The organism is Idiomarina sp. HB (assembly GCF_048059115.1).
Taxonomy (GTDB): Bacteria; Pseudomonadota; Gammaproteobacteria; order Enterobacterales; family Alteromonadaceae; genus Idiomarina; species Idiomarina abyssalis.
Map to the genome: position 1 here is coordinate 291,071 of NZ_JAYLVU010000003.1, position 18,119 is coordinate 309,189.

15 protein-coding genes are annotated in these 18,119 nt (G+C 46.2%); 1 reads left to right on the forward strand and 14 read right to left on the reverse strand.

Translation table 11 applies throughout. The features are described 5' to 3' along the window. Positions 1–22: 22 nt before the first annotated feature. From VBY75_RS10715 to VBY75_RS10740, 6 genes are all read right to left on the reverse strand, one after another. Positions 23–1,441 carry a sensor histidine kinase gene (locus VBY75_RS10715; protein ID WP_416512449.1) on the reverse strand — a complete coding sequence of 473 codons (1,419 nt, stop codon included), beginning with the start codon at positions 1,439–1,441 and terminating at the stop codon, positions 23–25. 18 nt (positions 1,442–1,459) lie between these two features. Further along, positions 1,460–2,236: an amidohydrolase family protein gene (locus tag VBY75_RS10720; RefSeq protein ID WP_054489545.1), complete on the reverse strand. Its 777-nt coding sequence runs from the start codon at positions 2,234–2,236 to the stop codon at positions 1,460–1,462. A gap of 25 nt (positions 2,237–2,261) precedes the next feature. Next, positions 2,262–4,091 carry an RNA polymerase sigma factor RpoD gene (gene rpoD, locus VBY75_RS10725; protein ID WP_416512452.1) on the reverse strand — a complete coding sequence of 610 codons (1,830 nt, stop codon included), beginning with the start codon at positions 4,089–4,091 and terminating at the stop codon, positions 2,262–2,264. Positions 4,092–4,193: 102 nt separating this feature from the next. Further along, positions 4,194–5,939, reverse strand: coding sequence for a DNA primase (gene dnaG, locus VBY75_RS10730; RefSeq protein WP_222235805.1), 1,746 nt, complete (start codon positions 5,937–5,939; stop codon positions 4,194–4,196). Between the two features lie 138 nt (positions 5,940–6,077). Next, the gene (gene rpsU / locus VBY75_RS10735) at positions 6,078–6,293 is read right to left on the reverse strand and encodes a 30S ribosomal protein S21 (protein WP_054489551.1); all 216 of its coding nucleotides are present in this window, start codon (positions 6,291–6,293) and stop codon (positions 6,078–6,080) included. A gap of 56 nt (positions 6,294–6,349) precedes the next feature. Next, complete coding sequence (locus tag VBY75_RS10740) at positions 6,350–7,108, reverse strand: glycosyltransferase (RefSeq protein ID WP_222235806.1); 759 nt, start codon at positions 7,106–7,108, stop codon at positions 6,350–6,352. A gap of 203 nt (positions 7,109–7,311) precedes the next feature. Here VBY75_RS10740 and VBY75_RS10745 point away from each other — a divergent pair, with 203 nt between their 5' ends. Continuing rightward, positions 7,312–8,649 (forward strand): serine/threonine protein kinase, encoded by a 1,338-nt coding sequence (locus VBY75_RS10745; RefSeq protein ID WP_416512454.1) that lies wholly within the window; start codon positions 7,312–7,314, stop codon positions 8,647–8,649. Here the strand turns inward: VBY75_RS10745 and tgt are convergent. From tgt to VBY75_RS10785, 8 genes are all read right to left on the reverse strand, one after another. Beyond that, positions 8,625–9,740, reverse strand: a complete 1,116-nt coding sequence (gene tgt, locus VBY75_RS10750; protein WP_222237022.1) for a tRNA guanosine(34) transglycosylase Tgt — start codon at positions 9,738–9,740, stop codon at positions 8,625–8,627. The two genes, VBY75_RS10745 and tgt, sit on opposite strands and share 25 nt — an antisense overlap. 31 nt (positions 9,741–9,771) lie before the next feature. Then, positions 9,772–10,827 carry a tRNA preQ1(34) S-adenosylmethionine ribosyltransferase-isomerase QueA gene (gene queA, locus VBY75_RS10755; protein ID WP_199494306.1) on the reverse strand — a complete coding sequence of 352 codons (1,056 nt, stop codon included), beginning with the start codon at positions 10,825–10,827 and terminating at the stop codon, positions 9,772–9,774. Positions 10,828–10,920: 93 nt separating this feature from the next. Next, positions 10,921–12,192 carry an inorganic phosphate transporter gene (locus tag VBY75_RS10760; protein WP_416512457.1) on the reverse strand — a complete coding sequence of 424 codons (1,272 nt, stop codon included), beginning with the start codon at positions 12,190–12,192 and terminating at the stop codon, positions 10,921–10,923. A gap of 14 nt (positions 12,193–12,206) precedes the next feature. Beyond that, positions 12,207–12,887 (reverse strand): TIGR00153 family protein, encoded by a 681-nt coding sequence (locus tag VBY75_RS10765; protein WP_054489568.1) that lies wholly within the window; start codon positions 12,885–12,887, stop codon positions 12,207–12,209. Positions 12,888–12,978: 91 nt separating this feature from the next. After that, positions 12,979–14,832, reverse strand: a complete 1,854-nt coding sequence (locus VBY75_RS10770) for a methyl-accepting chemotaxis protein (RefSeq protein ID WP_271331813.1) — start codon at positions 14,830–14,832, stop codon at positions 12,979–12,981. A gap of 181 nt (positions 14,833–15,013) precedes the next feature. After that, positions 15,014–15,799, reverse strand: coding sequence for a DUF481 domain-containing protein (locus tag VBY75_RS10775; RefSeq protein ID WP_074930807.1), 786 nt, complete (start codon positions 15,797–15,799; stop codon positions 15,014–15,016). 38 nt (positions 15,800–15,837) lie between these two features. Next, positions 15,838–16,902 (reverse strand): class II fructose-bisphosphate aldolase, encoded by a 1,065-nt coding sequence (fba, locus tag VBY75_RS10780; protein ID WP_054489570.1) that lies wholly within the window; start codon positions 16,900–16,902, stop codon positions 15,838–15,840. Positions 16,903–16,930: 28 nt separating this feature from the next. Continuing rightward, positions 16,931–18,112, reverse strand: coding sequence for a phosphoglycerate kinase (locus tag VBY75_RS10785; protein ID WP_222235809.1), 1,182 nt, complete (start codon positions 18,110–18,112; stop codon positions 16,931–16,933). Positions 18,113–18,119: the final 7 nt, after the last annotated feature.

The window sequence follows — 18,119 nt, forward strand, 5'->3', positions numbered from 1 at the left end:
CGGCGCAGATTATACGAAGTTTTTACGCTTTTGTCATGGGTATCAGCACGTTAAATCGCGAAGTTTTGTCGACTTTTTCGTAGTTGATGTCGCCATTCTGGTTCCGCAGTGTATCACGCACTACCTTAAGCCCTATACCGTATTGGGTCGGCGCAAGCTCATCGGCATGAAACAGCAAATGTTTGTTTTTATTCTCTATACCGGCACTTTCATCGCTAATAGCAATTTTCACAAAGTTTTCTTCAGCCGTTGCCTGCAGCATAATTTCTGAATTGGCTGGCACAAAGGTTATGATATGCCGTATCAGATAATCCAGTGCAAAACGCAGTAATAAGGGCTCTGCTTCAAACTTAAGGCCTTTTTCAGCTATTGCGGTAAGCGTAATGTCTTTAACATTTCCGGTGCTTTCATGGTAGTCGGACAGCTCCTGGAGAAAGTCTTCGGCATCAATGGACGTTGGCTTGCTTTCACCGACACCTTCGGTAACTCTCTCAAAAGAACTGAACAATTCAGTCAGCTGCAACACCCTTTCTTTAATATCGTCGGCGTTTGCTTTGGGTAACTTACGCTTTATTTCTTCAAGTTCAGTCATTGCAAGCGCTGTCATAGAACGAGCAATACGACCAATCAACGTTTTCTGATTAGCCATAATAACTTTGTTCATTTGCTGGCTTAATTCGCGCTCTTTAGACTGAATTTGCTGTCGAGCCTGATACAACAGCATTAACAATGGCTGAATTTCCGGAATTTCGGTGGTGACAGAAACCGCCTGAGAGCTGTCTTCGGCCTGTGCAACAATGCGATCTCGCTCTGAGTGCCAGTTACGGTTAAAGACAGACTCGCGCACAATTAAAACGCCGCCAATAACGGCAAGCACTACAAACAGGGCGCTAACAATAAGAGTAAAGTTAGGAGGTACAAACTGGACACGCTTTTTCAGCCAAATACCCAAGTTGTAGTGATTCTTTTCAGGGCAGGCCGCCACGACAGTTGCAAGCTGCTCGTTAGACTGAACAGACACAATGTCTCTTTGCTGCTCTAAAGAACGTTGCACAGCAGAACGAACAATTGGAACATCGTCGTTACTGATACCAACGTCTGTGGTGTCACCACCGTTGGTCGGTAAAGAGAAGCCTATAAACCCCTGAGCTGTATGCCAAAAGCCGCCTTTAACGCCATCGGCATTAGTTAGCGCTTCAGCCAGTGCCTGATGCATTAAGTCGGGGTTAGTTACTTGCTGCTGAGGCGACTCCGATTCGGGGTAAAGACTGTCGACAGCGAGCTGCGCATTTTTACAGGCTTTGCCCATTAGGGTTTGATTGCGCTGCAATGTCTCGCCCGCAGAAAACCAGAACGCAACAAGTAAACCGCCAACGGCTACTGCAATCATTGCAATAGCCAGCCAGCGGTTATGTTTTGTGTGGGAAGAGAGAGACTGCACTTACCTCACTCTCTTTTACTAAGGTAGATTGTAAAAATTTCGGGCATTCTGGTAAAACACCTTATCAACCGCTTCATCGTCGTCCAGTGCATTCACAATAGTGGTAATGTCAGAGGGTTCAAATGAGCGAGTACTGCGCGTACCCGGTAAATCAGTACCAAACATTAAAGCATCCGGGTTGGTCTTATTCAGTGTTTTAATGGCGTCTTCTACATTAACTTCGGTACGACCAAAGCCACTGGCTTTAATTTTTACGCCACCTTCAGCTAAACGACGCACCTGAGACAACCCTGATTTTGCCATACCTAAGTGGTCTACACTCAGTTTAGGCAACTTAAGTAAGGTAGGTACCATGTCGTCGAGCTCACGGCTATCGACGTAAATTTCTAAATGCCAGCCGGCTAAGTCCCAAATACGCTTACCAAACTCGACAATACCTTCAATGTCACGATGAACACCGCGTTTTAAGTTAACGCGTACGCCGCGAATACCATGCTCATTCAGTTGCTGAATTTTTTCATCGCTAACTGAGCCTGGTAACTGTGTAACACCAACAAAATTGCCGCCCAGGTTTTCCAGCGCCGCTTTTAAATAGCGTTGCTCGAAGCCCTGGAAAGAGCCAGACACAATGACACCGCCTTCTATCGGCATGCCACGGACTAAGTTCCGATAATCATCAATATAAAAAGGCTCAGGGATATGACCTTGGTTTTCAATTAGCGGAAACTCGTCATCATAAATGTGCAAATGAGAGTCAATAATACGTTTCGGCCAATTGTCACGGTTGTTACCCATGCTGCCTCCTGTGTCAGAGAATATCTTACTCATCCAAGAACGATTTAAGCTGCTCAGAGCGACTTGGATGGCGAAGCTTTCTTAATGCTTTGGCTTCAATTTGACGAATTCGTTCACGAGTTACATCAAACTGCTTACCAACTTCTTCTAAAGTATGGTCTGTATTCATATCAATACCAAAGCGCATACGCAATACTTTTGCTTCACGAGCTGTTAAGCCGCCAAGCACGTCACGAACCGAGTTACGCAGGCTTTCTGACGTTGCTGAATCAATAGGAAGGTCCAGCGTATTGTCTTCGATAAAGTCACCCAGGTGCGAATCTTCGTCGTCACCAATTGGGGTTTCCATCGAAATTGGCTCTTTCGCAATTTTTAATACCTTACGGATTTTGTCTTCCGGCATCATCATGCGCTCGGCCAGCTCTTCCGGCAGAGGCTCACGCCCCATTTCCTGCAACATTTGGCGTGAAATGCGGTTAAGCTTATTAATGGTCTCTATCATGTGGACCGGAATACGAATAGTACGAGCCTGATCCGCAATCGAACGAGTAATAGCCTGACGGATCCACCAGGTAGCATAAGTTGAGAACTTATAACCACGGCGATATTCGAATTTATCCACGGCTTTCATCAGGCCAATGTTACCTTCCTGAATTAAGTCCAGGAACTGCAAGCCACGGTTGGTGTATTTTTTTGCAATAGAGATAACCAGACGTAGGTTCGCTTCAACCATCTCTTTCTTCGCACGGCGTGCTTTCGCCTCGCCAATGGACATACGACGGTTAATTTCTTTGACTTTACCAATGGTTAAGCCTGTTTCCTTTTCTACATCAACCAGTTTGTTAACGCAGCGTTCTATTTCACCGCGAACTTCTTTCAATGTATCGGCGTAGGCTGCACCGGAATCTATCTCTTTATCAACCCAGGCCAGGTTATTTTCATGGCTGGCAAAGGCTTTCATGAAGCTGCGTTTCGGCATTTGCCCCTGTTCAACGCTTATCTTCATAATAATGCGTTCCTGAACACGCACGCGCTGCATCATGGCACGCATGTCTTTAACCAAGCGGTCAAACTGTTTAGGAACTAAGCGGAACTGTTTGAATAAGTCGCTGAGCTTGTCAATTTCAACGCGGGCATCGGCACCATCACGACCATGCTTTGCAATAGCCTGACGAGTTTCTTCGTATTGTTCGCGAAGTGCATTGAACTTGCTGCGAGCAAATTCCGGGTCAATACCGGTATCCGTTTCTTCTTCGTCATCGTCATCATCATCGTCTTCATCTTCCAGCTCTTCGGTTGGAAGTTCAGAACCAACGTGAGTAGCAGCCACGGGAGCTTCGTCTACTTCGTCAGGGTCAATGAATCCGGAAATAATGTCGGTTAAGCGCAGTTCTTCGGCTTCGTAGGAATCCCATTGCTCAAGCAGGAAGTTAATAGCTTCAGGATACTCAGCAACAGAACACTGAACCTGGTTAATGCCTTCTTCAATGCGCTTAGCAATGTCAATTTCGCCTTCGCGGGTCAGTAGTTCAACCGTACCCATTTCACGCATATACATACGCACAGGGTCAGTCGTACGACCAATTTCACCGTCAACAGAAGCTAACGCCTGAGCGGCCTCTTCGGCGGCGTCTTCATCAGCAGCACTTTCTGCCATCATCAGATCATCGGCATCGGGCGCGCTTTCAAAAACGCGGATCCCCATGTCGTTGATCATGCGAATAATGTCTTCAACCTGATCGGAATCAACAATTTCTTGCGGTAAATGGTCGTTGACTTCAGCAAATGTCAAAAACCCTTGCTCTTTGCCTTTCGCAATAAGGACCTTAAGTTGCGATTGCCGATTCTGCTGCATACAGACGTTCCACCTGTGACTGTGAATGTAGAGTATCCAAAATGACCAAACAGTATAACAGAATACTGACTTTTAAGCTAGCGTAAGACGCACCGGGATGTACTATCTTGCCTTACTTAAGTACTGAATGAGCGTCTGATATTCTTGACGTTCACCCCGGGTTAAAGCTCCTTTCTGCTCTTTCTTTAAAAGTGCGTTTGCACGCTGTTCCACATATTGGTCAATAAGATAAATAAATATATCGTTAAATTCTTGCTCAACATTGTCTTCGTCGAGCTGATGCTGCCATAAAGCCAGCTTCTGTAAAGGCTGGTAATACTCGGTATCGCGCCACCCTTCCAAAACCTGCGCTGTCGTCATAGCTCGTTCTGCGCATTGTTTATGCAACGCTATGAGTAAATCGATACCATTGACTTGCAACTCCCGCAGTTCCTCTCTAACCGGAATTGACTGCGCTAGCTGAGGGTATTGAACCAGCAAAGCTATCGCTTTACGTAACGGAGTCATTTTAACGCTGTCTTTTGGCCGGGACTGACGCTGAGGCTTATCAAAATGACGTTCCAGTTGTGAGGTTTCACGACGCAGTTTCTCTGCCAACCGTTGCATTAGGGTATCGCGGTAGTAGTCACTCGCGACTTTCTCTATTAATGGTTTTGCAATACTCAGCAATTGTGAGCGTCCGGCGTCAGAAGTAACATCAATATCCGCCTGTAAATGCTCAAAGAAATACTCAGTGAAAGGTGTCGCTCGTTTTAATTGCTGTTCAAAAGCTTCTGCACCATGTTCCCGAACGACAGAGTCCGGGTCTTCACCTTCCGGTAAAAACAAGAACGCCATATCCAGTCCGTCACGCAATAAGGGTAGTGCATTTTCTAATGCACGCCAGGCTGCGTCCCGACCTGCTCGGTCACCGTCATAACAGCAAACCACTCTTGGACTCGTACGGAATAAACGCTGTAATTGTTCACTTGTTGTTGCCGTTCCAAGTGATGCCACCGCATAATCAATACCGGCCTGCGACAGGGCAACAACGTCCATGTAACCCTCGACAATGCAGACCTGTTCAGGCTTACGCACCGCCTGTTGCATATGCCAGTATCCGTAGAGTTCACTGCCTTTATGAAATAAGCGCGTTTCCGGCGAGTTCAGGTATTTAGGTCCGTCGCCATCAATAATCCGCCCGCCAAAACCAACAACCCGACCGCGTCTGTCATGAATAGGAAACATGACCCGGTCACGGAAAAAGTCGTAATGCCGCCCTTTTTCATTACGATTAATGAGCTTTAACTCTAATAACTGTTGCCTTTGCGGCGCTGAACTACCAAACGTACTCAGCAAGCTGTCCCAGGCGTCCGGCGCATAGCCAATTTGAAAACGCTTTACCGTTTCACCGCTTAAACCGCGACCTTTTAGGTAATCAATAACCCGTTCAGAGTTTTCATGGTGTTTCAGCTGATGCTGAAAAAAGCGGGCTGTTTTGCTCATCAGCTCGGCATCGTCCCGCACTTGCTGTTGTTTCTTTTGAGCCAGCTCAGGGTTTTCCGCCTGTTCGCGCGGCACTTCAACCCCCATGATTCCCGCCAGCTCTTCCACTGCATCAGGAAAGTTTAAGCCGTCGAACTCCATCAGAAAATCAATGGCATTGCCATGCTGGCCACAACCAAAGCAATGGTAAAACTGCTTGTCCTGGCTAACCGTAAATGAGGGGGTCTTCTCGTTATGAAAAGGGCAACAGGCCTGATGGTTTTTGCCGGCTTTTTTCAGCGGCACGCGGCTATCTACTATCTCGACAATGTCTGCTCGTTCAAGCAAATCATGAATAAAGCTTTTGGGGATCAAGCCTGCCATATTGTCTCAATATTAAAATTTTAAAAGCGTGAATTTGGAAAACAATAAAGTAGCAGAAACACGAAAGCCGCGACAATACAGTCACGGCTTTCAGCACTTTACGAAAAAGTGAACACTCAAATTGTCGTAAGTAATGTCTTAGTAAAGACGAGTACGACGAGCGTTTTCACGAGACAGTTTTTTCGCGTGACGCTTTACCGCAGCAGCTTTCTTGCGCTTACGCTCTGAAGTCGGCTTTTCGTAGTGCTCGCGACGACGGACTTCAGACAGAACACCTGCTTTTTCACAAGAGCGCTTAAAGCGACGCAAAGCTACGTCAAACGGCTCGTTTTCTTTCACTTTAACGACTGGCATTAAAAAATCACCTCGGATAAATTATCTGTTTCGGTTAAAAATTAACCACTACGGGTTCAATTGGTGCTGAATTGTACCGACTCAGAATCGCCTTGTAAAGTGTTATCCGATGCATCCCAACCAGAGTCATTATCGCTAAGCAGCTCGCGGACTGGCGTGGAATCGAGTAAGAGTGTACTGACTAAATCCTGTAAATTATTTGGTTTTTCTTTATACGCCAGCCCTAATTGCCAAAGCTGTGGACCGACAGACTTAACGCTTCTCACCAAAAGCTCCGAAAAAACGACTGCCTGCGGGGTGGTTTTAACCTTCACTTCAGCCTTCAGCTGGTTCATTTCAGCTGCATTAACAGGGGACGTTCCGCGGTAGTTAAAAGCTATTCCCTTATCTGAAATATCAACCACCTTACCAGGCAGAGGATCGCCAAATTTATTATTCAGATTGAATTGCAGTGTCGCGTCGCAGTTTACCGCTATTCGTGGAGACGAACGTAACACTTGTACGTCAGCCTGTCTTGGATAGCTGACAAACAACAGCTTTTGTGGGTATTGTGTCATATGAAGCACATCGACAACGCCTGTTATCTGTTCGCCATTTGGAGAGACGGTCTTTAATCCAATGGTTTTATCAGCAACCAAAAGCGGTAAAGTATCCTGCCAACAGTACTGCCGGGACAGTTCCAGAATAAGGTAGTCTGGATGTTGCTGCCCCACTAGCGTCATATTCAAACGCGTATAGCTGTCATTGTTCTTAATCTGGACTTCAACAAATTGCCTGAATCCACTGTTTGCTAAAACATCACTGTCTTCCTGCATCAGTGCTAACCCCTGCTTTATTATTTTTTTATGAAGCTCATCATAGCTTATATCTGCTACTTTTTAAGCACTGGCTCGATTATTTTTAATTGATGTCAATTGACGTCAACCCCAAAGTTAATGATGACTAGCCACTCAAAACCTGTTGTTTGATCATAGTCATAGTTAGACTGGATTTGAGCTTAACCAGTAAGGATACGAATTTGGCTGAAGCACATCCGGACAAAACATTTCCTTATCCAATACCGGCACGATACCAGTGCATAAAGTTATTGGGGCATGGTGGCAGTGGTCTGGTCTACAAAGCTTACGACCAGCGCTTAAAACGTGAGGTCGCAATTAAGTTTGCGCGCTCCCCGTCTATTGTCAGTCGCCATAGATTAGTCAATGAAGCGCGCCTTTTATCCAGCGTTAACCACCCTGCATTGTGCCGGGTGTTCGACATTGGTGAGCCTGACGTTTCCTCATCGTCATTGTTTATGGTCTTAGAGTACATTGATGGTGAGCCCCTTAGTAAAGCTAAGGCCAGTATGTCGACTAACGAAGCTATAAGTGTTACGAGCTCTTTAGTGGATGCGGTTTGCCGTATGCACGAAGCTGGTTACGCACACAACGACATTCATCCTCATAATATTATGATCCGCTCATCGGCGGAGGCTGCCAAGGAATACCACAATAACGTTGCATTAGTTGACTTAAGCATTGCCGCTCCAAGCTCTCCACTAACCATTCAACGAGATATTTATCAGTTAAGTGCGTTGCTGCTGTTTTTGTTAACGGGAATGAAGCCCGAACCATTTTTTCAAAATTCAGTCGTACAGCGCAACCGGCTTCCATCGGGGCTGGGAGAAATTATAAAACGTGCACTTTCGCTGGAGCCGAATTCCAATTTTCGCAACTGTCGAGATTTTCAAAAGGCTCTGAACACCTGGTTCCATCGTTATAAATTGAAGCAACGTTTCTTGAAACTTGGTGCCGCCAATGCTGCCGCTCTGATTATCGTACTGGTTATGTTCGCGTTTTTGCGCGAACCAACCAATGCCTTTCTTTTTAAAAATTATTCAACCGACAAAAATCAGTATGCGCACGCAGTTGTTTTTGCACATTATTCCATACACTTAGTTAACGATGGTTATATTCAGCAGGCAACAGAACAGGCTGAGCTAGCTTTGACGCACTTTGACGACGCTGTCAGTAATAACCCTGACAAGCTTCAATATCATGTTGAGCGCGCAAACTTCATCTTAAACTCGGAGCGTATTTTTAGTCAGGCCCAAATCACCACTATGTTACTTAACGCTGTTAATGAATTGGGTGAACCTGAACATTATGAAGATAAACCGGGAGCTTTTTATTTGAGAGCCAGAATGTATTTAGGCTTAGCCAAGCTTAATAGTGAACAGCCTCACCTGGTAAAGCAGTGGGCGGACTCGGCATCGCAATCCGCTAAAGCAGCGATCAACAGTCAACCGAATGTCGATCGCTACCAAAAATTACACCGTCAAATAAGTCAGTATCAGTCCAGTGGTGGTACTGACTGATCTCTTAATCGATAGAACTCTTCTACGAACTCATCAAAGGTTCCCGCATCTAAAGCGTCACGCATGTCACTCATCACTTTTTGATAAAAGCGTAAGTTATGGATGGTGTTCAGGCGCGAGCCCAGCATCTCGTTAGTGCGATCCAAATGATGCAGATACGCACGGGAATAGTTTTTACAAGTGTAGCAGTCACAGTTTTCGTCTAACGGTGAGGTATCTGTGCGGTGCACAGCGTTACGAATTTTTACCACGCCCGAGCTAATAAACAAATGGCCGTTACGCGCATTACGGGTTGGCATAACACAGTCGAACATATCGATACCACGACGCACCGCTTCAACTAAGTCTTCTGGTTTACCCACACCCATTAAGTAGCGAGGTTTTTGCTCAGGCATTTGCGGTGCAGTGTGCTCTAAAATGCGCATCATGTCTTCTTTAGGCTCGCCAACCGACAAGCCACCAATAGCATAGCCATCGAACCCGATATCGGTCAGGCCTTTCAGAGAAATATCACGCAACTCTTCGTACATGCCGCCCTGAATAATGCCGAAAAGCGCGGCCTTGTTGTCGCCGTGCTCCTGCTTAGAACGTTCGGCCCAACGCAGCGAAAGCTCCATTGAACTGCGGGCTTCTGCCTGCGTCGCAGGGAACGGTGTGCATTCATCAAATATCATGACAATATCGGAGCCCAGCTCACGCTGAACCTGCATAGACTTTTCAGGCGTTAACAGAATTTTCTCACCGTTAATTGGCGAGCGGAAAGTCACGCCCTCTTCGGTAATTTTACGGAGCTCACCCAGACTAAAAACCTGAAAGCCACCTGAGTCGGTCAAAATAGGCTTGTCCCAGTTCATGAAGTCGTGCAGGTCACCGTGCTGCTGGATAATTTGTGTCCCCGGACGCAGCATTAAATGAAAGGTATTGCCCAGGCAAATTTGTGCGCCGGTTTCTTTCACTTCCTCTGGTGTCATGCCTTTTACCGTACCTAAAGTCCCAACAGGCATAAATGCCGGCGTTTCTACGGTTCCGCGTTCAAACACCATACGTCCGCGACGCGCGCGACCACTGGTTTTATCTAATTCAAATTTCATTGTCATAAGTATTCACTTCAGTGTATTAAATTTAGCGCTGTAACAGCATGGCATCGCCGTAGCTAAAGAATCGATAGCGCTCTTTAATGGCTTCATTATAAGCCTTCATAATCAAATCACGACCCGCAAATGCTGACACCAGCATAATGAGCGTGGACTCAGGTAAATGAAAGTTGGTTATCAAACTGTCGACAACTTTAAATTCATACCCCGGAAAGATAAAAATATCGGTGTCATCAAAAAACGGTTCAATGTCTTCTGACGCTGAAGCCTGAGCAGCTGACTCCAGCGAGCGAACAGAGGTAGTACCAACCGCCACCACCCGGCCGCCCGAAGCTTTAGCTTGCTTAATAGCATGACAGGTTTCGGCACTGACTTTGGCGTATTCGCTGTGCATTACATGGTCGTTAATGTCTTCAACACGCACTGGCTGAAAGGTTCCGGCGCCTACATGCAGGGTGACATAGGCAAAGTTCACGCCTTTATCCCGCAACTGCTGCAAAATTTCGTCGTCAAAGTGCAGGCCTGCGGTAGGTGCTGCAACGGCACCGGGTTCGCGGTTATAAACGGTTTGGTAGCGCTCTTTGTCAGAGCTTTCATCGGGCCGGTCGATATAAGGCGGCAATGGCATGTGCCCGTATTGTTCCAGCAGTTCCAGTACCGTTTCTTCGTGTTCAAATTTCAGTTCAAAAAGCGCATCATGCCGGGCCAGCATAGTGACTTTTACGTGGCCTTCTAACAGCAGCTCAGCACCTGCCTTTGGCGCACGATTAGCGCGAACATGAGCCAGTACACGATGGTCGTCCAGCAAACGTTCAACTAACACCTCTACTTTACCGCCAGAGACTTTTTCACCCAGTAACCGGGCCGGAATAACCCGAGTATCGTTAAACACCAGTAAATCACCCGCGTTTAACTCATCAACGATATTCCTGAACTGTTTGTGAGCAATGCTGTTTTCATTCGCATTCACCGACAATAGCCGGCTTGCACTGCGCTGCTCCTGCGGATAGCGGGCTATAAGCTCATCGGGTAGTTCGAATGAAAAGTCACTGACTTTTAAAGAAGAATGATTGGTATCTGACATGTCCGTGCTGCAATTGCGAGATGTAATGAAGCGCGGATTTTACTGGAAAGTGGACAGCCTGTCACTGTTACAGGCTGTCCGTTTATCGCAAGCTTAAGCTACACCGAAAATTGCTTTCAGAATGTAGAAGAAGATGATGGACATAATGGCACCTGCCGGCAAGGTAACAACCCATGAAATAACGATATTGCGAACAACACCAAGATTCAGGGCCGCGATACCACGCGCCATACCAACACCCAATACTGCACCAACCAGCGTTTGTGTGGTTGATATTGGCAACCCGGTACCTGACGCCAGAACCACGGTTGAAGCAGCGGCAAGTTCCGCCGCAAAACCGCGACTTGGGGTTAAATGCGTAATGCCATTACCAATGGTGGCAATAACGCGTTTACCCAACATAGCAAGACCAGCCACAATACCTACAGCGCCTAAAGGCAGTACCCACCAGGCTAGCTTTGCCGTACTGCCAATATCACCACCGCTGGTAACCACGCTCACCACAGCGGCCAGTGGGCCGATAGCGTTAGCAACGTCGTTTGAACCGTGAGCAAAAGCCATAGCACAGGCGGTTACCACCATTAATATCGCAAAGACTTTTTCCACATTGGTGTAGTGCATGTCTTTGTCGTCTGAAGGGTTAAACTTAAGACGACCAATGGCCATTTTGCCAATAGCAAAGACCAATACAGCAATACCCAGAGCCCATAAATAACCTTCAATGCTACCAAGGTTCAGTCCAACGTGCTTAAGGCCTTTTTTGATGGTGACCAACGACAGTACGAAGCCGGCTAACCCCATATAGTAAGGCACATAGCGCTTAGCCATTGCTAAAGGATTAGAGCGGTCAAAAATGAGCTTTTGTGCACTCATAAATATGAGATAGGCAATAAACCCGGATATGGCGGGGGTGACAACCCAGCTTCCAACGACACCTCCCACTTTCATCCACTGAACCGACTCCATACTAACGCCAACGGCAGAGAAGCCAACAATGGCACCAATAATGGAGTGAGTCGTTGATACCGGCCAGCCAAGGTAGGAAGCTATCAGCAACCAAAATCCGGCGGCTAATAGCGCTGAAATCATACCAAATACAAGTAGTTCGGGTTGATCAACGAAGTAGCCCGAGTCAATAATGCCTTTGCGGATGGTTGAAGTGACTTCTCCACCTGCCAGGTAAGCACCGGCAAACTCAAAAACCATAGCAATAAGAATTGCCTGTTTTATTGTTAGCGCCTTGGAACCAACCGACGTACCCATGGCATTTGCGACGTCATTTGCGCCAATACCCCAGGCCATGAAGAAACCAAAAACCGCTGCCATCCCGATAAGCAGGAGGCTGTAGCTAGAAATAATATCCATAAATCAGACTCCGCTTAAACGCGTGCTAGCATCAGTTCGAAACGTGCACCGACTCGCTCGGCCAAGTCAGCCAAGTCGCCCACCCAATCCAGAATACGATATAAGAACATCACATCTACCGGGTTCATTTCGAGCTCAATTCCACGCAAGTCCTGACGTAGTTTAATTTGAAGTTGATCAGTATCGGCTTCAATTGCGTCAAGCTCGGCAATGAAATTGTCGACAAGATCACGTTCGCGGCCTTTAAAGCCCGTCTCCAGCAAGTCGTCAAATTCACCAATGGTTTCACGAGCCTTGTCTGTAGCATCCAGGCAACGACTTAAATACGCATCAAAGTCTTTAACTAATGACTCAGGAATGCTCAATTCACGTCCCGTAACCAGACCGGAGATGTCTTTGGCTTTATTAGCAATTTTGTCCTGCTGTGAAACAAGCTCAAGTAAGTCAGCTCGTTCTACAGGCATAAATAAGCCACTGGGAAGGTTCAGGCGGATTTTACGCTTCATGTCATCCGCGGTGGATTCGTGTTTTACGATGGTTGCGCGAGCGACTTCTGCACTCTGCCAGTCCTTTGAATAAACCGCTTTAAAGAAATCTTTCAACGCATAGGCGCAGCGGTGCACTTCATCCATGTGCTCAATCATCGGTTTGATTGGCGACTTCGCAAATACGCCAAGAAATGAGTTCACTGACATAACATTATCCGATTTTTTTCAGCCGATGTTAGCTGCGGCGAATGTTAGCGAAATCTAAAGATAAAAGGAACCGTAAGATTTAATTAATTACTCATGAATTGAACGCCCGTTCTATTTCGGTTCTTTGAGTATCAACTTGAACCTCTACTTGCCTTAATAGCTGGTAAGCATTATCCATTTCATCCACCAAAAACTTTAACTGACTTGAAAATCCGTCTACCTTTTCTGTTTGTTGCTCTGCTAGCCTGAAAGATTTTTTCGCTTCTTCTGTCGAAGCCTCAGCCTGAGCAGACACCGCATTTGACGTTTTCACTAAATGCTCCACGAATTGTTGCTGAGATGCACTGGCCTCAGCAATTTCCCGATAGCCATCTTCAATCGACAACGACGCTTCAGTTAATTGACTTAAAGAGTCCTTTATTCCCCCAAGTGAGGACTGAGTTTTTTGCGCTAATTGCCTAACTTCATCAGCAACCACAGCAAAGCCACGGCCTTGTTCTCCCGCTCTGGCAGCTTCAATAGCTGCATTCAATGCCAGTAAGTTAGTCTGGTCAGCTATACTCGAAATAATTGATAGCGCGTCTTTAACCTCTTTGACCGAAATATCGAGCTCCGCAGCCGACTGCTCTGCAGCTTTTATTGCCTTTTCATTACGTTCTGAGGCATCTCTTAACTTAAGAGTATGCTGACGGCTCAGCTTCATTGAGTCTTGCGTATCCAGCGCATTCTTTTCCAGCGTGTTGGTACACTGATTTAATTCTTCGGTTAACTTGCTTAGCTCGGCTATCCCATCGATAGTCGTAGACGCTGAGGTCTGTGTACTGGCAGATGACTGAACAATTTGCTGTAACTCCTGTATGACTCGCTTTAGTGCTTCATTGACTACCGTCATTTGCTCAGATTTTTCTTCATCGCGACGTTGGGTCTGCTTCAGTATGCCGTTAAAAAATTGCGCAATTTCAGCCATCTCAGTATCGCGATCAGCATTGGGCAAATAATTAAGCTCTTGCTTGACCAGCAAAGTTTCCATCGCATCACGCAAGCTTCTTAAAGGCGTCAGAACCATACGTTTTAATAACACAAAATTCAGTACTGAAAATACTAATAGCACAGCGACTAATGCCATGAGCAGCAGTTTTATCTGCATCAAGTTAGCTTGCTGGTGCTGTAAAAGCTCTTGTTCTACTTCTACTGCTAAGGATTGAATATTGGCGATATCATCCGATATTGAAGCAAAAGCTTTCCGGCGTGATTGAATCAGCTCTAACGTTGAAGACAGCTCCTGCGGGTAACGCTTAATCAAGCTATTCATTTCCGCGACGATCTTCGGACCCAACTCTTTCGCCTCCCTTGCCACCAGCATCATTGACTGGTCGGGAAGTTCTTCTTTTACACCCAGTTTGGGTAGCTGTTGCAATCGCCCTATTTCTTTTTGTATGGCATTAAGTACCTGGTTAAGCGTCTGCTCTTCCGCCTCACCGCTCGATAAACGTTCCCGCGTATGCACCAGGTCAGCAATTAATAACACTAAGTCACTGCCGATACTTTGGTAACGTTCTGCAGCTGCCGCATTATTGCTACTGCCTTTTTGTACGTAATCAAATAAGCGTGATAACTCGTTAAATAATGACCGCTCTGCATTAACTAACAAGGCAGACTCCTGACCAGACAATTTGCCTATGGCTCGGTAATCTTCAGAAATTCGACTTCGGATTATATCCAGTTGCTCCTGCATAACCGAAATAGATGCTAAATCCAGTGTGTCGAGCTGAGCATTAACCTCATTAACTGATGTCTCTGCCTCATTCAATAAAAGCGCATTGCCAGATTGCAAATAACCACTGAGCTCAGTTACCACCTCAACCATTAACTTTTCTTTTATAGATGAATAAACATTCTGTTGCTGTTCAAATTGCTGTAACTGATTACTAGCCCAAATCAGCACTGACAAAAATAAGAGCGACAGACCTAGCAAAGAAAAGGAAGAGACACGACTAAAAGTTGAAACGCGCATAAACCAGCCCAGTTGAGGATACTGCGTCAGTTTAAGACGGTTTTATGACAGCTTAATGAAAAAAAGCCGCGCTTCATTATGAAGTGCGGCCTTTAAATAACAGCTAAAAACTTTAGAAAGAGTAAACTAAAGTCACAGCGGTTTCTGTATCCAGTTTTTCGATGCTTTCATCAGCAACCTGAGAGTTGTGATTTGCACCAACCGAAAACTTCATAGCCAGAGAGCTATTAATGTTAGCAGATACAGAGAGTTCAGCTTTGCTCTTGGTATTGTCTTCACCAATCTCCGATGACAACAATGCGTTAAAGCGCGAGTTTTCACTGATTTTCCAGTTCAAACCGCCAGCCAGACGCAAAATCATAGAGCCATCAGACTCCACTGGTGGTTCACCTTCAACCTGAACCGGTTTGGTTCGTGAATAACCAGGACCAATTTCATAGTCGGCATAGATGTCTTCGTCGTAGCGATAGCGAGCACCGTAACCGGTTGCTACGGTTGCCTGATATTCAAAGCCACTAAACTCATCTTCTTCATAAGAACCGAAAACAAACAGCGAGTCGCGGCTATCAGGATCAAACTTGTAGTTACTCTGAGCGGATACGAACATCCGGTCTGCAGTTTCTACACTCTCACCAGTTTCCTGATCTTCCTGTTCGGCGGTGTAATAATCAAAGACACCTTTATGGCGCCAATTTTGAATATCGCGCGATGCATTAAATTTACCTTTCAGGCTTTCTGTTTCGGTATTACCAGAAGTGTAAAGCAAGCCAAACTCTGCACTCGCCTCCCACTCTTCAACCGTTTCTGTATCAATGTCATCAGCATCGTCAAACATAAATGTTTGAGCACTCGCTACAACAGGTAAAAACAAACTAGCGAATAATAAAGAAAATCGCACACTAACCTCGTTATTTGTGTCTTTTATAAAGTACTTCGTTACTTAACAATGGCGTCTAATTCGCCATTTTCATAGCGCTGAAACATTGATTCTAAGTTAATTGGCTTAATTTTACTCGCCATACCAGCACAACCAAAGGCTTCATAGCGTGCACGGCAAATATCTTCCATTGCCGTTGTCGCTGCCGCAAAGAATTTACGCGGGTCAAAGTTTGACGGGTTTTCCGCCAAGTGCCGGCGAATAGCACCGGTTGAAGCCAAGCGTAAATCGGTATCAATGTTTACTTTGCGAACACCGTGCTTAATACCTTCCTGAATTTGCTCTACCGGCACACCGTAAGTTTCCGGAATTTCGCCACCAAATTCATTAATAATTTTCAGCCACTCTTGCGGTACAGATGATGAACCATGCATAACCAAGTGTGTACCCGGAATGCGACGATGAATCTCTTTAATGCGATCAATGGCCAAAATATCACCAGTTGGTGGACGAGTGAATTTGTAGGCACCATGTGACGTACCACAAGCAATAGCCAGTGCATCCACATTTGTAGCTTTAACAAATTCAGCCGCTTCTTCAGGGTCTGTCAGCAGTTGTTCATGCGACAGTTTACCCTCGGCACCAACACCGTCTTCTTCACCCGCTTCACCAGTTTCCAGTGAACCAAGACAACCCAGCTCACCTTCAACAGAAACGCCACAGGCGTGCGCCATTTCAACAGTTTGCTTGGTAACTTTTACGTTGTAGTCGTACTCTGCTGGTGTTTTTCCGTCTTCCAGCAAAGAACCGTCCATCATCACAGAGCTAAAACCCAGTTGAATAGAACGCTGACATACCGCCGGAGAGGTACCATGGTCCTGATGCACAACCACAGGAATATGTGGCCATTCTTCAACAGCGGCCTGAATTAAGTGGCGCAGGAAAGGAGCACCGGCGTATTTACGAGCGCCAGCAGAAGCCTGCACGATAACCGGGCTGTCGGTTGCATCAGCAGCCTGCATAATTGCACGCATCTGCTCGAGGTTATTGACGTTAAACGCCGGGACACCGTAGTCATGCTCTGCAGCATGGTCAAGTAACTGTCGTAATGACACCAGGGCCATAAAAATACTCCTTATTTAAAACTTATGTTCAGGCGTCTTTAGCCCGTTCTTGTAAAATCGCAACGGCTGGTAATGTTTTACCTTCCAGGAATTCCAGGAACGCTCCGCCACCTGTTGAAATATAGCTTATCTTATCAGCGATAGCGTATTGATCAATTGCCGCCAGGGTGTCGCCACCGCCTGCAATTGAAAACGCGTCACTTTGTGCAATGGCTTCGGCGATGGTTTTTGTACCATGCCCAAACTGCTCAAATTCAAAAACACCCACTGGCCCGTTCCAGACTATGGTGCCTGCATTTTTCAGCATAGCGGCTAGCTGCTGTGCTGTTTCCGGGCCAATATCAAAAATCATGTCGTCATCTGCAACGGCGTTAACGGCTTTAGTTTCAGCTGTTGCTTCTGCGCTGAATTCCTTACCTGTCACCACATCAACGGGTAATGGAATGTCACCGCCTTTGGCTTTCGCCTGCGCCATTAAACGGGTAGCTTCGTCGGTTAAATCGGCTTCGTATAATGACTTACCAACCTTATGGCCTGCAGCCGCAACAAAAGTGTTCGCAATACCGCCGCCCACAATTAACTGGTCAACAACGCCGGACAATGACTCCAGTACCGTGAGTTTGGTCGAAACCTTTGAACCACCAACAATGGCCACTAATGGCCGCTTAGGGTTTTCCAGTGCTTTGCCTAAAGCTTCTAGTTCACCAGCCAGCAGAGGTCCGGCACAGGCGACTGGCGCATATTTAGCGACACCATGAGTAGATGCCTGAGCCCGGTGCGCGGTGCCAAAAGCATCCATCACATAAACATCACACAAGCCGGCTAACTTTTTGGCAAGCTCGTCGTCATTTTTCTTTTCGCCCACATTAAAGCGAACGTTTTCAAAAACTACCAGCTCCCCGGCACTAACTTCAACACCATCCAGGTAGTCTTTACACAGGCGGACAGGGCAATCCAGTGCCTCTTTTAGGTAATCAACAACCGGCTGCATAGAGAACTGCTCGTCATACTCACCTTCGGTCGGGCGACCAAGGTGAGACATCACCATAACTTTAGCGCCAGCCTTTAACGCTTGTTGAATACTTGGCATTGCCGCTTTTAAACGCGCATCGGAGGTAACTTTGCCATTTTTTACCGGAACGTTTAAATCTTCCCGGATAAGTACGCGTTTATTACTTAAATCCAAATCAGTCATAGCAATGACAGACATGCGGTAT

Coding starts and splice junctions, on each gene's coding strand:
- VBY75_RS10720 (WP_054489545.1), bottom strand. CDS start 2,236: ATGGGTAACAACCGTGACAATTGGCCGAAACGTATTATTGACTCTCAT.
- rpoD (WP_416512452.1), bottom strand. CDS start 4,091: ATGCAGCAGAATCGGCAATCGCAACTTAAGGTCCTTATTGCGAAAGGC.
- dnaG (WP_222235805.1), bottom strand. CDS start 5,939: ATGGCAGGCTTGATCCCCAAAAGCTTTATTCATGATTTGCTTGAACGA.
- rpsU (WP_054489551.1), bottom strand. CDS start 6,293: ATGCCAGTCGTTAAAGTGAAAGAAAACGAGCCGTTTGACGTAGCTTTG.
- VBY75_RS10740 (WP_222235806.1), bottom strand. CDS start 7,108: ATGCAGGAAGACAGTGATGTTTTAGCAAACAGTGGATTCAGGCAATTT.
- tgt (WP_222237022.1), bottom strand. CDS start 9,740: ATGAAATTTGAATTAGATAAAACCAGTGGTCGCGCGCGTCGCGGACGT.
- queA (WP_199494306.1), bottom strand. CDS start 10,827: ATGTCAGATACCAATCATTCTTCTTTAAAAGTCAGTGACTTTTCATTC.
- VBY75_RS10760 (WP_416512457.1), bottom strand. CDS start 12,192: ATGGATATTATTTCTAGCTACAGCCTCCTGCTTATCGGGATGGCAGCG.
- VBY75_RS10765 (WP_054489568.1), bottom strand. CDS start 12,887: ATGTCAGTGAACTCATTTCTTGGCGTATTTGCGAAGTCGCCAATCAAA.
- fba (WP_054489570.1), bottom strand. CDS start 16,902: ATGGCCCTGGTGTCATTACGACAGTTACTTGACCATGCTGCAGAGCAT.
- VBY75_RS10785 (WP_222235809.1), bottom strand. CDS start 18,112: ATGTCTGTCATTGCTATGACTGATTTGGATTTAAGTAATAAACGCGTA.